The sequence below is a fragment of the Sporosarcina beigongshangi genome, from assembly GCF_033485195.1.
GTDB lineage: Bacteria > Bacillota > Bacilli > Bacillales_A > Planococcaceae > Sporosarcina > Sporosarcina beigongshangi.
Window position 1 is genome coordinate 1 of record NZ_JAWLIR010000037.1, and the last position, 12,718, is coordinate 12,718.

13 protein-coding genes are annotated in these 12,718 nt (G+C 41.7%); 8 read left to right on the forward strand and 5 right to left on the reverse strand.

Going from position 1 to position 12,718, the window contains the following annotated elements; translation table 11 throughout:
• From R2B77_RS14700 to R2B77_RS14715, 4 genes are all read left to right on the forward strand, one after another.
• On the forward strand, positions 1 to 732 hold a 732-nt coding region (locus tag R2B77_RS14700; protein ID WP_322555741.1), incomplete at its 5' end, for a DEAD/DEAH box helicase.
• 347 nt (positions 733 to 1,079) lie between these two features.
• A complete protein-coding gene (locus R2B77_RS14705; protein ID WP_203248932.1) occupies positions 1,080 to 1,892 on the forward strand; it encodes a squalene/phytoene synthase family protein in 813 nt (270 codons plus the stop codon).
• A gap of 106 nt (positions 1,893 to 1,998) precedes the next feature.
• On the forward strand, positions 1,999 to 3,027 hold the full coding sequence (gene fni, locus R2B77_RS14710) for a type 2 isopentenyl-diphosphate Delta-isomerase (protein ID WP_203248931.1): 1,029 nt from the start codon (positions 1,999 to 2,001) through the stop codon (positions 3,025 to 3,027).
• Positions 3,028 to 3,624: 597 nt separating this feature from the next.
• Positions 3,625 to 4,833: an RtcB family protein gene (locus R2B77_RS14715; protein WP_203248930.1), complete on the forward strand. Its 1,209-nt coding sequence runs from the start codon at positions 3,625 to 3,627 to the stop codon at positions 4,831 to 4,833.
• A gap of 84 nt (positions 4,834 to 4,917) precedes the next feature.
• Here R2B77_RS14715 and R2B77_RS14720 read toward each other — a convergent pair whose 3' ends face one another.
• From R2B77_RS14720 to R2B77_RS14735, 4 genes are all read right to left on the reverse strand, one after another.
• Positions 4,918 to 5,625 (reverse strand): FAD-dependent oxidoreductase, encoded by a 708-nt coding sequence (locus R2B77_RS14720; RefSeq protein WP_203248929.1) that lies wholly within the window; start codon positions 5,623 to 5,625, stop codon positions 4,918 to 4,920.
• A gap of 110 nt (positions 5,626 to 5,735) precedes the next feature.
• The gene (locus R2B77_RS14725; RefSeq protein ID WP_203248928.1) at positions 5,736 to 6,146 is read right to left on the reverse strand and encodes an SRPBCC family protein; all 411 of its coding nucleotides are present in this window, start codon (positions 6,144 to 6,146) and stop codon (positions 5,736 to 5,738) included.
• Positions 6,147 to 6,149: 3 nt separating this feature from the next.
• Positions 6,150 to 6,473: an ArsR/SmtB family transcription factor gene (locus R2B77_RS14730; RefSeq protein WP_203248927.1), complete on the reverse strand. Its 324-nt coding sequence runs from the start codon at positions 6,471 to 6,473 to the stop codon at positions 6,150 to 6,152.
• 151 nt (positions 6,474 to 6,624) lie between these two features.
• Positions 6,625 to 7,515: a TIGR01777 family oxidoreductase gene (locus tag R2B77_RS14735; protein WP_203248926.1), complete on the reverse strand. Its 891-nt coding sequence runs from the start codon at positions 7,513 to 7,515 to the stop codon at positions 6,625 to 6,627.
• Positions 7,516 to 7,833: 318 nt separating this feature from the next.
• Between R2B77_RS14735 and R2B77_RS14740 the strand changes: the two genes are divergently transcribed.
• The 4 genes from R2B77_RS14740 (at position 7,834) to R2B77_RS14755 (ending at position 11,794) form a co-directional block, all read left to right on the forward strand.
• Positions 7,834 to 9,153: an ABC transporter substrate-binding protein gene (locus R2B77_RS14740; protein ID WP_203248925.1), complete on the forward strand. Its 1,320-nt coding sequence runs from the start codon at positions 7,834 to 7,836 to the stop codon at positions 9,151 to 9,153.
• 115 nt (positions 9,154 to 9,268) lie between these two features.
• Positions 9,269 to 10,147, forward strand: a complete 879-nt coding sequence (locus R2B77_RS14745; RefSeq protein ID WP_203248924.1) for a carbohydrate ABC transporter permease — start codon at positions 9,269 to 9,271, stop codon at positions 10,145 to 10,147.
• A complete protein-coding gene (locus R2B77_RS14750) occupies positions 10,144 to 10,968 on the forward strand; it encodes a carbohydrate ABC transporter permease (RefSeq protein ID WP_203248923.1) in 825 nt (274 codons plus the stop codon). The genes R2B77_RS14745 and R2B77_RS14750 overlap by 4 nt, the downstream gene beginning before the upstream one ends.
• 193 nt (positions 10,969 to 11,161) lie before the next feature.
• Complete coding sequence (locus R2B77_RS14755; RefSeq protein ID WP_203248922.1) at positions 11,162 to 11,794, forward strand: alpha/beta hydrolase; 633 nt, start codon at positions 11,162 to 11,164, stop codon at positions 11,792 to 11,794.
• A gap of 110 nt (positions 11,795 to 11,904) precedes the next feature.
• Here the strand turns inward: R2B77_RS14755 and R2B77_RS14760 are convergent, their stop codons facing one another.
• Positions 11,905 to 12,276 carry a VOC family protein gene (locus R2B77_RS14760; protein ID WP_203248921.1) on the reverse strand — a complete coding sequence of 124 codons (372 nt, stop codon included), beginning with the start codon at positions 12,274 to 12,276 and terminating at the stop codon, positions 11,905 to 11,907.
• Positions 12,277 to 12,718 lie beyond the last annotated feature (442 nt).

A 12,718-nucleotide genomic window follows, 5' to 3' on the forward strand; every position in this document is an offset into this window, starting at 1 on the left:
GGCTTTTTGGGGGCTAATCATGTATTGGGATTAACAGCTACACCGAAACGAAAAGATGGGTTACACCCAATTATTACGATGCAATGTGGTCCAATTCGTTCAACAATCGATGCTAAATCGCAGGCGAAAATACGTCCGTTTGGTCATCGGTTAATCAAGAGAGAAACGGATTTTGTGACGAAGAAAACAGAGTTCCATGAAATTTATGAGGAAATGGCATTGGATGTAAAGAGGAATAGCCAAATTTTTGATGATGTTCTAAATGCATTGGAAGACGGACGTTCTCCGATTATTTTAACTGAGCGTCTGGAGCACTTGGAATTATTGAAACAGCTGTTTCATGGATTCGCCAAAAATATCATTGTGCTAGCTGGAAACATGACGAAAAAAGAGCGAAAAAAAGAGTTTGAACGGCTAAATTTGATTCCAGATAGTGAAGAGAGGCTCATCATTGCTACTGGAAAATACATTGGTGAAGGGTTTGACGATGCCCGACTAGATACATTATTTTTAACTATGCCAATTTCATGGAAGGGAACTTTGCAACAATATGTCGGTCGTTTGCACCGAAACCACGATCAAAAGCAGGAAGTCCAGGTGTATGATTATGTAGACGATAACGTACCTGTTTTGAAGGGGATGTATAGCAAGCGCGTATCAGGTTATAAATTGATGGGATATGTGACCACAGATGGGTTGGAGACTGTATCAGAGCAAATGAATCTGTTTTAAACTTGTCTAAAGGTGATAGGACCTAGCACAACCCTCTAATATGCCCTAGCCTTACACGATACTGCTGAAGAAGTACGACTATCCACCCGATTTGCAGAAGTTCGCAGTGTAGATAAGGTGGCGAAGCCGGCGGAATTGACGGCTGGTGGTATGGAAACATTTGAATAGCTTAAGGCCCTAGTGTTCAGAAATGGATGCTGGGGTTTTTATAATTGGCTAAGTACTAGAACACATTTGCTAAGGACGATTAATTATATTAGTCCCGAGCATCTTTTTCCGTGTATTTTTTTGAAAATTGAGTTACGATAATAAGCATAGCAGTTTTAAACAGGAGGTACAGAAGTAGAATGAGTAGATTTCCAAAAGATGCAATGCGTATGCTAAAAGAGACGAGTCGTACATTTTATATTCCGATTACTTTTTTGCAGAAGGAGTTACAGTATTCGGTTGCATCTGCATATTTAGTATTTCGAGCAATTGATGAAATTGAGGATCTTGAAGAGTTGGACAATGATGTGAAATACACGATTTTAATGCAAGTAAGCGAATTATTTAAACAGCCCTTTGATAATGAAGCGTATGTAAGAGTCCTTGGACAGGTTAAAGATCTAATGCCTGAAGTTACACTTCGTCTAGAAGAATGGCTGCAAGCTTGTCCGAAAGCTTCCTTACCAATTGTGATGAATGCAGCTAGTGAAATGTCATTTGGCATGGCTAAATGGGCAAAAGCAAACTGGGAAATCCATACACGTGAAGATTTGGATGACTATACATATTACGTTGCGGGACTTGTTGGGGTTATGCTTTCGGACCTTTGGGAGCATTATGGTGAAGCGAAAACCGACCGTGAACTTGCCATCGGCTATGGTCGTGGGCTTCAGGCGGTAAACATTTTGCGCAATGAAAAGGAAGATTTGGACGAGCGTGGTGTGAGCTTCGTGCCTGATGGATGGAGTCGTGCAGAGCTGTTCGAATATGCTGATGAAAACTTGGCAAAAGCAGATGAATATATGAAGTCACTCAATAAGAAAAGCATTCTATTATTCTGTCGTTTACCGCTTGCCCTTGCTCATAAAACGTTAAAAGCGTTGAAAGAAGGGCGCGAAAAAATGACACGTGCAGAGGTAGAACAAACGGTGGAAGAAGTACGACTCCATTAATTTTCGCCATGTGGAGCTAATGGGCTTTTTTATGTTGCAATCTGCCGTCTACAACATAGAGCAGAAAAATCTGTAAGAATTTTGATGATAAAGGCAGGTATAAGCATTGACCAATTCAATTGAGCAAAGAAAATCTGAACATATTCAAATTACGTTGAATGAAAAAGTAACAGGGGAGTCGATTTCTACAGGTTTGGAGTCGTTTACGTTCGTCCACAATGCGCTCCCGGAAATTGCTTTTGATGAAATCTCTATTGAAACAACATTCCTCGGTTTTGAAAGCAAAACGCCGTACCTCATCAGTTCGATGACGGGTGGGACGGCCCTTGCCGAGACCATTAACAGGAACCTGGCTTTAGCTGCAGAAGAAAGGGGCTGGGCGCTGGCGCTCGGGTCCACTCGGGCGCTGCTTGACAGCGATGGACATGCTGACTCTTTCTTGATGAGGAAATACGCACCGAGTGTTCCAATCATTGCAAACCTTGGTGCCGTTCAGTTCAATTACGGATACGGTATTGAAGAATGCAGGAAAATTATCGAGAAAACCGAGGCGGATATGCTTGTTCTTCATTTGAACAGCATTCAAGAAGTGATTCAGGAAAACGGAGATACGAATTTTAAAGGGTTACTCAAGAAAATTGAGCAATTGTGTAGCACGTTGAAGGTTCCGGTCGGAGTCAAGGAAGTCGGCTGGGGTATCGATGGCGAGACAGCTGAGAAGTTAACTGAGGCAGGTGTTGCGTTTATCGACGTCGCTGGAGCGGGAGGTACTTCTTGGAGCCAGGTAGAAAAGTTCCGCGCCAAAGACCCGATTCGGCGTATTGCCGCCGAAGCATTTAGCGATTGGGGAATTCCAACGGCAGAATCAATTAGATTGGTCCGTGGAAAGATTGGAAACCGTCCTCTGATAGCGAGCGGTGGGATGGGGACTGGGCTAGATGGTGCTAAAGCGATTGCGTTAGGTGCCGACCTGGTTGGGTTCGGACGATCTATTTTGAAAGAAGCGACCCAAAGTCCGGAAGATGTCCTTGAAGTGATGAAAATTAGGGAGATGGAGCTCCGAATGTCGATGTTCGGAATCGGTGCGCAGACGATTCAGGAATTGAAGGCTACCCCGCGTTTGAAGGAGCGCTAATCACGGTTTTTGAAAGGGGTAGCTTATGGCACCCTACTCTAGTGATAGTCGAATGAAATCAATGCATCTCATCTGACTATCAAGCTCCTCACTACATGCATGAAGCTACGCATAAAATTACCGACACTTACCCTCTATTTACAAACAACGAGCAGACAAATCTAACTACATTTGTCTGCTCTTGTTATCAATCGAACTATTTTTTAATTCAGAAACTTTTCACCTCCAATCCCTAATAGATATTGTACCATTCGAGAATGTTAAACTTTAAAAGGTTAGTTTGCTCCTTTTTATTTACAATAAGAGAAGTACTAGAAGCAGCTGATATTCAGCAAGTATTTCCTCTAGGTCAAATCATTTCTTATTCAAACTATGGTGCAAGTCTCGCCGCTTACATTGTTGAAGGAGTGAGTAGTAAAGAACCCATGTACGAGTGACATGAGCTATACGTTTCTTTGCTATTATATTCCTTGCAAAAGAATAAACATATTTTGTCAAAGGTAACAGGTGTATATAGTCTAAAACTGTTATATACTTGAATAATAGAAAATTTAAGCCAAAGATGCTGAGTGCTCAAATGATTGGAGGAATGAAGTCATGCAAACAGTGGTGTTTGGAGATCACGAGGAAAATACACTTCGGCAGTTTCAAAATTGTTTGGAAAGTGGAAATGTCATAGGTGGCGTGCTATGTGCTGATGGACATTACGGGTATAGTCAGCCAGTAGGCGGAGTCATTGTATACGATGGACAAATATCTCCATCGGGCGTCGGTTATGACATTGCTTGTGGAAATAAAGCTGTCAGAACGAATATTAAGTACGAAGAGATTAAAAATATTCTTCCAAGTGTGATGGATGAAATTGCAGGTAAGATCTCTTTTGGTATTGGTCGAAAGAATAAGAAACGGATAGATCATGAGTTGTTTGATGATCCGGACTGGAATGTTTTTAGTCAGATTGGTAAGCAGGAGCATGATATTCTAAAAAAGCTGGCAATCGATCAGTTAGGGACTGTTGGCTCCGGTAATCACTACGTCGACCTTCTTGTCGAAGAACAGACAGGTGATCTATGGATTGCCAACCATTTCGGCAGCAGGGGATTTGGCCACAAGACAGCGAGCGGCTTTTTAAATGTAGCTAATAATCGTGGATTTTCAGACCGTGCCCCTGGTGAATCGATGGAACAGGCGCCGACATTAATTGATTTGGATAGTGAGCTAGGCGATATGTATTATCGAGCGATGACATTGGCCGGAAAATATGCTTATGCAGGAAGGGATTATGTCATCGAACAAGTTCTTCATACGCTACGTGCTAAAGCACTGTTTGAAGTGCATAATCACCATAACTATGCATGGAAAGAGATGCACCAAGGGAAAGAAACGGTCGTTGTTCGGAAGGGAGCAACGCCATCTGCACCAGGACAGTTAGGTTTTATCGGCGGGAGTATGGGGGATATTTCGGTAATCGTGCAAGGGAAAGATTGTCAAGACAATGAACAGGCATTTTACAGTACAGTTCATGGTGCAGGCCGGATCATGAGTCGTACGCAGGCAGCCGGGAAGATGAATTGGAAAAAGCGTACTCGCTCTGGCGGGGCAATATCCCAGCAGCAGATGGATGATGCAGTGAAAGAATTTGGTGTCATACTGCGTGGGGGAGGGACGGACGAAAGTCCATTTGTGTACCGAAAACTACAAACTGTGCTGGATGCACATAAAGAAACGATTGATATTTTACACGTCCTGAAGCCAGTGGGTGTTTGTATGGCTGGTGCAAATGAGCTTGATCCTTACAAAGACTAAAAAAAGCCTAATCCCTCTGTAGTTTGAACGAGGACTTAGGCTTATGATTTCCGACAATCATGCCAGATTGCGGAATTTTTTTTGTTAATACCCAAAAAAGGCATCCTTTTTGATATTTTTTTTGGGAATATTATTATTTTGTAGGTGAGTAGAAACTGCATCCACCATTGACTTCGGTCCCGCAATATAATAGTTACCACTATTTTTGTATGAGCTTGAAAATTTGGCTATCTCCTGATGTAATTCATCCTTTGATTCAAGATAAGTTATATCTATTGAAGTACTGTCGGCCATTCCTTCAAGTTCATCTTTAAATGTAAATAAGTTATGGCTATCTAAATAAAGCAAATGGATTTTATTATCTCGTTCATTCTGTTCTGCCTCTAATTGTTTTATGATCGACCGAAATGGTGTAATCCCAATTCCGCCTGCAATCAGAAGTGAAGGGCTGTCGTCTTTAAGAAAAAAGCCGCCTACTGGCCCACTCATTTTCACGTGCATCCCTTGTTTTAATTCCAACATAGCTTTTTTAAAATCACTTGGTTGTTCATGAATACGCATGGTTAGTCTAATCATGTTCTCGGTGGGAGCAGATGCTATTGTGAATGGTCGTATAGGGTTTTTAATTTTCTTATGGGTAATCGTAAACAAACCATGTTGACCTGCTTTCCAGGTTAAGTCCTTCTCTTTTTCAAATAGAAAAGAATAGACATCTTCAGACTCTTTATTGCTTTCTAAAAATACCAATTCTCTCTTTTTGAATATGGCTAATGCATCTTGAATAAAGCTCATGATCCTATTCTCCTTCTATCGAAAAACAGATTACTAATTGGCAATAAAGACATTTAGTTATCTGTTTAACGTTGCCTAATTTACACTTTTAACCTCATTCGTAGATGAAGTTATTGTTCTAGCATTTCTTTAAGCTGCTTACCAAAATTCATCCAACTATATTTGGCTCCCTCAATAGCTCCTTTAGCTGCTTTCGTTTCCTCACTGAAGCCAGTTTGTTCAAAATACAAATGTGTAGCACCATCTGCACCTGTTTTCAATGTCCATGTAATCGTAGTGGTTTCCCCAGCACTTGCCCAAGTGTAAGATAATAGATGAGGCTCCTCTATTTCGAGTACTTCACCATTAACGATTCCATCCCACCATTCATTTGGCTCAGAACGGAATTGGAATTTTTCTCCGACTACTGGTTTAAAGTCATTTGTCCATATCCATTTTGCTAGCATATCTGAATCCGTTAATGCCTTCCACACTTGCTCAACTGAACTTTTAAATTGAAAATCTAATGTTACGTCTGCCATTGTCTATTCCTCCGATAATAATTTTTTTAAATGTGACACTTTTTCCATCCAAAAATTCTCGTAAAAGGATACCCAGTCTTTAATTTCTTGCAAGGGAGCCGCATTTATTCGATACCTTGTTTCCCTTCCAACCTTTCGGACGCTAACCAGACCAGCTTCTTTAAGGATAGCCAAGTGTTTAGAAACTGCAGTACGCCCCATTTCAAATTGGGGAGTTAATTCATATAAAGGTAATTCCCCTGCATCTGCCAACAAACGTAGCAATTTACGTCTTGTTGGGTCGGCGATGGCTGCATACACATCACGCTCTTGTTTTGTCTCGCTCATAACCTCCCTCCTCGCAAATAAGACACCATTTAGTGTCTTTATAATACGTCACTAAATGGTGTCCTGTCAATGTATATACTTCGAATAACCGACATAAGTTTATTCACTTGTCATCATTGTGAAGAGTAGAGCGCAATAATACTCTCTGCTCCTAGCTTTTTACTATATCTCGAAGCGCTTCCTCGATTGTGCTAAACGTAAACTTAAAACCGTGCTTTTCTAATCTTTCCGGAACAACCCAACGACTTTTTAAAATCAATTCTGTTTCGGTTCGCATGAAGACCGCGCCCATTTCAAGCATCCATTTTGGTGAGGGGAGGCCAATTCTGCGATCCATCGATTTTCGTAGCTGTGCCATGAATTCCCGATTCGAAATAGGCTGAGGAGCGGAGCAATTGAATACTCCATTCAACTGTTTATTTTCTTGAAGGAAAAGAATGATGCGAAATACATCTTCTACATGAATCCAGCTGAACATTTGCTTTCCTGATCCTTGTACACCACCAAGCCCGAATCGCACAAGGTTGCGGTAAGGCTCCATCACTCCGCCGTCCTCGCCGAGTACGATGGCCATTCTTAAGGCGACTGTCCTTGTCTGAGGCAGGTCGAAAGTAAATAAGGCTTCCTCCCATGCTTTCGCCACATCAACTGAGAAGCCTGTCCCAATCTCTCCACTCACTTCTGACATGGGACGATCTTCTGCATGCCGGTAAATCGTAGCTGTACTCGAATTAATCCATAAAGAGGGTGGATTTTTGCAGGCTACTAATGCCTGCCCAAGGATGTGAGTCGTCTCTGTTCTGGAATCAAGTATTTCTTTCTTATTTTTCTCGTTGTAGCGACAGTTGACGGACTTGCCGGCAAGATTGATGAGCATTTCTGCACCTTCCAAAGCATCTACAATACTTGTTCGATCCGTCCAAGAAAGATGCCGTGGCTGCCTTGAAATGATAATGGCCTCGTAGCCTAAATCCGTAAACTTCTCCTCAAAATACTGTCCGATAAAGCCCGTTCCACCAGCAATGACTATCTTCTTTTTCATATCATTCACTCGCTTTTCATAGGTTCTTACTTATAGGACGACAGTTAGCCTACTTATGATGCAGAGAATTCTATAATCTTTTAAAAATTGGAATAGCCTCGTTTGTTTTGAGTAACGTGCAAGTTTGAGTGACTGCTACCGTTCGTAGCAAGTGGACCGAAAAGGTGTGAGGAATTCTAATTGATGAATGATACACATAGTATCTAAAAAGGAATGTTGGACAGACGTCCTCTCGGAAACCAATCTTTAAAAAGTGGTCAAGCTAGAAAGGGGGTCTTAAGAAAAGGTCTACCTATAAAAATAGTGAGGAGGATTATGATGAAGAAAAAATGGAGTTGTTTTCAAAAGCTCGGTTTCTCGTTAGTGACATTGATAGGGCTAAGCACAGTTCTTGCGGCTTGTAGTGGTGACCAAAAAGAAGACGAAGTGACTGCTGGAGAAAAGTCACCTGAGAATGCGCCTCAAACGATTAGATTGGTTGCAGCCAATCATCCATGGACTGAGGCCATTATGCCACTACTACCTGATTTTGAAAAGGAAACGGGCATTACGGTGAAAGTAGACAGTTATTTCGAAGATCAGCTTTCCCAAAAGACTTCTGTTGAGTTTGCGGCAAACGCAAAGAGTATAGACGTCGTCCTGTTCCGACCGCTGCAAGACGGGAAGCAGTTTGAGAAAAACGGGTATTTTGCCTCTTTGAATGACTATGTTGCTCAAGAGGGGAATTCCACGGATGATTTTGTTCCGTCTGCTCTTGGCAGTGTGAAAAATGGGGATAATCTATATGGGCTTCCAGTTATAACTGAATCGACGGTTTTATATTACCGTAAAGACATCCTAGAAAAGGCAGGTCTTCAACCACCAAAGACGTTGGATGAATTGAAAGAACAGGCGGAAAAATTGAGTGATCCTCAAAACGGATTATATGGATTTGTCGCACGCGGGAAACGTTCTCCGGCGGTCACGCAGTTCTCAAGCTTCCTTTACAGCCATGGCGCTGATTTCATGAAGGATGGACAAGCGACTTTGAATACACCTGAAGCAATCCAAGCCTTTGAATATTACGGTGGGCTGTTAAAAGATTATGGTCCTCCAGGAACATTAAATATGAGCTGGCCAGAAGCGATGGCTGTCTTTACGCAAGGAAAAGCTGTTTTCTATACAGATGCATCTGCTCTTTATACGAATGCAACGGATCCTTCGAAGTCAGGAGTAGCCGATCAAGTTGGTTTTGCCCCATTCCCAGCCGGTCCCGCGGGAAATAAAGTGGCAGCCCCACCAGCTTGGGCTATCGCCATTGGTGCCAACTCTGAAAAGAAGGATGCGGCATGGCAGTTTGTGAATTGGGTTACAAGTAAAGACGTCGTGATGAATCTTCAAGCCGATGGAATCACAGGAGCTTTGACATCGGTTTGGGAAATGCCGGAAGGTGTTGCCCATTTTCCGGAAGACCTGACGGAAGCGATAGTTGAAAACAACAAGCACGGGGTGCCGTATGATCGTCCTGCCATCATTAATGTAGGAGAAGCACGCGATGCGATTGGTGATGTCATCAATGCAGCGATTGAAGGTAAAGATGTGAAAGCTGCTGCAGAGAAGTCCAATGCGACGTTCCAAGCCATTTTAGACAAAGAATAATTGCAACGTGGAAGATGATTTTCGATTGGCAAAGGATCTTTCCTTTCTTGCCAATTGAAAGTCATCCTCCTCTTTTTATCTACCACATAGACTTTCGAAGAAAGGGGGAAGTTGAATGTTGTACTGGATTGACAAGAACGTGAAATGGATCTACCCTTTGCCAGCGATTTTATTTGTTGGCTTGATGATGATTTTTCCGATAGGTTACACGTTTTGGCTAAGCTTCCATGAATGGAGCATGTCGAATATTACGCCTCCTTTATGGGTCGCACTCGGAAACTATACGTCACTTTTTAAAGACGAGCTGTTTCGTGAGTCGCTTTGGATTACGTTTTATTTTACCGTTGTTGCTGTCGGGGTGCAGACGGTGCTCGGGATTCTCCTAGCTCTATTGATGAACAAACATATTATCGGTAAAGGACTTGTCAAGACGCTTTTTCTACTCCCGATGATTGCCACCCCAGTGGCTGTTGGCTTAGTTTGGGTCTTGATTTATGAACCCAATGTTGGCGTTGCGAACATCTTTTTGCAGGCGCTCGGTTTGCCGGCACAGGAATGGCTTGCATCCCCTGACCTTGTGATTCCGTCCTTAATCTTGATTGATGTATGGGAATGGACGCCGATGATTGCCCTCATTGTCCTTGCAGGTCTAGTTTCCTTGCCTAAAGACCCTTATGAAGCGGCCATTGTGGATGGGGCCAGCAGCTTTCAGGTTTTTTGGAACATCACGCTACCACTTTTGAAGCCCGCCATTTACTCAGCTGTACTGCTTCGTTTAATTGATGCATTGAAAACCTTTGATATTATCTATGCGACGACGCAAGGAGGGCCAGGTACTTCATCCCAAACGCTGAATATTTACGGGTATGTGTTAGGGTTTCAATATTTCCAAATTGGGAAGGCATCCGCTTTATTGATGGTATTTTTTGCGATTGTTCTCTCTCTTAGTATTTTGGTGATCTCCTTACGTAAAAAGGCAGGTGCTTCATTATGAATAAACGGAAGAAAATCACGATGAAATTGATTTCCACGAATATAGCAATTTACGTCATTCTAATCCTCTTCATCTTGCCTTTTCTTTGGATGATTTTGGCTTCTTTTAAAACCCAACAACAGATTTTGGATACATCCAATCTCTTCGGTTTTACGCCAAACTTTGATAACTATATAAGCGTATTTACCAAATACGCGTTCATGGATTTCATCGTTAACTCGTTTCTGATAGCGGTGGCATCTACCTTTTTAGGTCTGTTACTTGGATTACCGGCCGCCTATGCCATTGCAAAATATAAACAAAATGGACTGGGTTTGTTGATTTTGATTGCTCGAATTGTTCCAGGAATTTCGTTCTTGATTCCTTGGTTTATCATTTTTTCAAGACTAGAACTCATCGATACATATACAGCGCTGACGCTTAGTCATACGCTCGTAACGATGCCATTCATTATTTGGGTAATGATCCCTTTCTTCGAAAGTATGCCAGGGGAACTGGAAGAATCAGCGAGAATCGATGGTTGTACGACTACGGGCGCCTTTCTTCGCGTGATTTTACCCATTTCTGGTCCTGGAATGATTACGTCCTCCATTCTGGCTTTTATTTTTTCGTGGAATAATTTTATGTTCTCGCTAATTCTTGCGGGAGAAAAAACCAAAACGCTACCCATTGCGGTATTTAACTTCCTTTCCTATTCCGAAATCAACTGGGGAGGTTTAATGGCTGCATCTGTCATCATCACATTACCTGTACTCGTCATTGCACTAATCATGCAGCGCTTCATTATCGCAGGTTTGACCGGTGGAGCAGTCAAAGGCTAACTCATGTAGCTGACGCTTCGCTTTTAATACTAAAACATTTGCAGATTCAATTTTAAAATTCTTGTTCATAGTAATACTTGCAGAAAGTAACTATACATTTCAATACTCCTATCTAATTGGAGTGTTAGTAGAGCCAGATATCTTCATTTCATGATAAAATGGACATACTTTAATGGGAGAGGATGTGTTTCTGGTGAAATCACCATTTACATTCACACATACAGCACCAACGGCGGGGTCTGGAAAACAACCAGCTATTTTCTTATTACATGGCATGGGGAGTAACGAAGAGGATTTGCCACAGCTTGTCCAAGATTTTAAAGATAGCCACCATATATTTAGTTTGCGTGGTCCTATTGTATCGAAACCGGGTTATTCTTATTTTACGATTGAAGAGGTAGGTAAACCAATTCGACCTGTATTTGATGAAGTGCTTACGTATATCCAATCCTTTATTCATGAGGCGATTGAGGAATTTGAGCTTGATGAGAAACGTGTTTACTTGCTTGGATTTAGTCAGGGAGCAATACTTGCGCAGTCTTTAGCGTTAACGATGGACAATATGATTCGTGGCGTTGTAGCGCTTAGTGGCTATATACCAGACTTTGTGAAGATCGATTATGCGAAGCAGCCAGTCGATCACTTGAACATCTTTATTTCGCACGGGGAGTATGATTATATTATTCCGCCGCATTGGGGAAGAGAAAGTAAGGAATACTTCGAATCGCTAGATGCGAATGTGACCTTTAAGTCGTACAATGACGGCCACGGTGTCACGCCAGAGAATCATCAAGATCTTATAGCATTTTTACGTCAGTTTGAATGAATCCTAAATAAAAGTAGGCTACCTGACACCATATTTTATGGGTGTTCGGTGGCCTAATTTTATTTTCAGGTAGGGGATCCATTGAAATGCTATGAAAAGAACGATACTTTTTATATATGTTGGTCTACAAGAATGGGATTACCATCTGGATCTTCAATTGTAAAACTCGCAGGCCCTTCGCCTGACTCATCCGCTTCAGTTAACATTTTCACACCTTTTTCCTTAAGATGTTTTTGTAGTTCTCGAATGTCGGTAAACGAATCGAGGTTTTTAGCATTTTCATCCCATCCTGGATTAAAGGTCAGAATGTTCTTATCAAACATGCCTTGGAATAGTCCAATTATGGAACTCTCATTCTTCATAATAAGCCAGTTCTGGTTAATATCGCCTCCGAAAATTTGGAATCCTAGGTCTTCATAAAATAATTTTGATTTGTGAATATCTTTTACACTAAGACTTATCGAAAACGCCCCTAGTTTCATACTTCCACCTCCCAACAATTTAAAAATAGTACTAAAATATAGTATAAATGGCTGTCTTGCAATACACAACGTCCGCGAAATTGGTAGGTATTATAAATCCTTAAAGCGATTTTATGTTTACATCTAAAAATAAGCATTGGCTCGAATCAATTTCATAATAGAACTATTTAACATAAAATCCGAACAATGTTGATTTCCGCTTCAGGTGGACACTTTCCGCGGGCACGGCTTCAGCCAATCGAACAGCGTCGGGTTCGATTTGCCGTATTTCTGCGTTCTTTGCGGAAATTAAGGCATCCTACTCTCAACGCTTCGCTTTTGTTCGCAAAAGCCGTTCTACGTAACGGCTTTCGCAGGAGTCGCCACCTTTCGCTTCAATCAACGATAGTAGCCCGTTACATTGATGAACAATGAATTGACAAATAATTTAAATTGTTCGACT

What these genes read in the sequence shown, in the direction of transcription:
- R2B77_RS14705 (WP_203248932.1), top strand. Translation starts at nt 1,080, where the DNA reads ATGAGTAGATTTCCAAAAGATGCAATGCGTATGCTAAAAGAGACGAGT.
- R2B77_RS14715 (WP_203248930.1), top strand. Translation starts at nt 3,625, where the DNA reads ATGCAAACAGTGGTGTTTGGAGATCACGAGGAAAATACACTTCGGCAG.
- R2B77_RS14720 (WP_203248929.1), bottom strand. Translation starts at nt 5,625, where the DNA reads ATGAGCTTTATTCAAGATGCATTAGCCATATTCAAAAAGAGAGAATTG.
- R2B77_RS14725 (WP_203248928.1), bottom strand. Translation starts at nt 6,146, where the DNA reads ATGGCAGACGTAACATTAGATTTTCAATTTAAAAGTTCAGTTGAGCAA.
- R2B77_RS14730 (WP_203248927.1), bottom strand. Translation starts at nt 6,473, where the DNA reads ATGAGCGAGACAAAACAAGAGCGTGATGTGTATGCAGCCATCGCCGAC.
- R2B77_RS14735 (WP_203248926.1), bottom strand. Translation starts at nt 7,515, where the DNA reads ATGAAAAAGAAGATAGTCATTGCTGGTGGAACGGGCTTTATCGGACAG.
- R2B77_RS14740 (WP_203248925.1), top strand. Translation starts at nt 7,834, where the DNA reads ATGAAGAAAAAATGGAGTTGTTTTCAAAAGCTCGGTTTCTCGTTAGTG.
- R2B77_RS14745 (WP_203248924.1), top strand. Translation starts at nt 9,269, where the DNA reads ATGTTGTACTGGATTGACAAGAACGTGAAATGGATCTACCCTTTGCCA.
- R2B77_RS14750 (WP_203248923.1), top strand. Translation starts at nt 10,144, where the DNA reads ATGAATAAACGGAAGAAAATCACGATGAAATTGATTTCCACGAATATA.
- R2B77_RS14760 (WP_203248921.1), bottom strand. Translation starts at nt 12,276, where the DNA reads ATGAAACTAGGGGCGTTTTCGATAAGTCTTAGTGTAAAAGATATTCAC.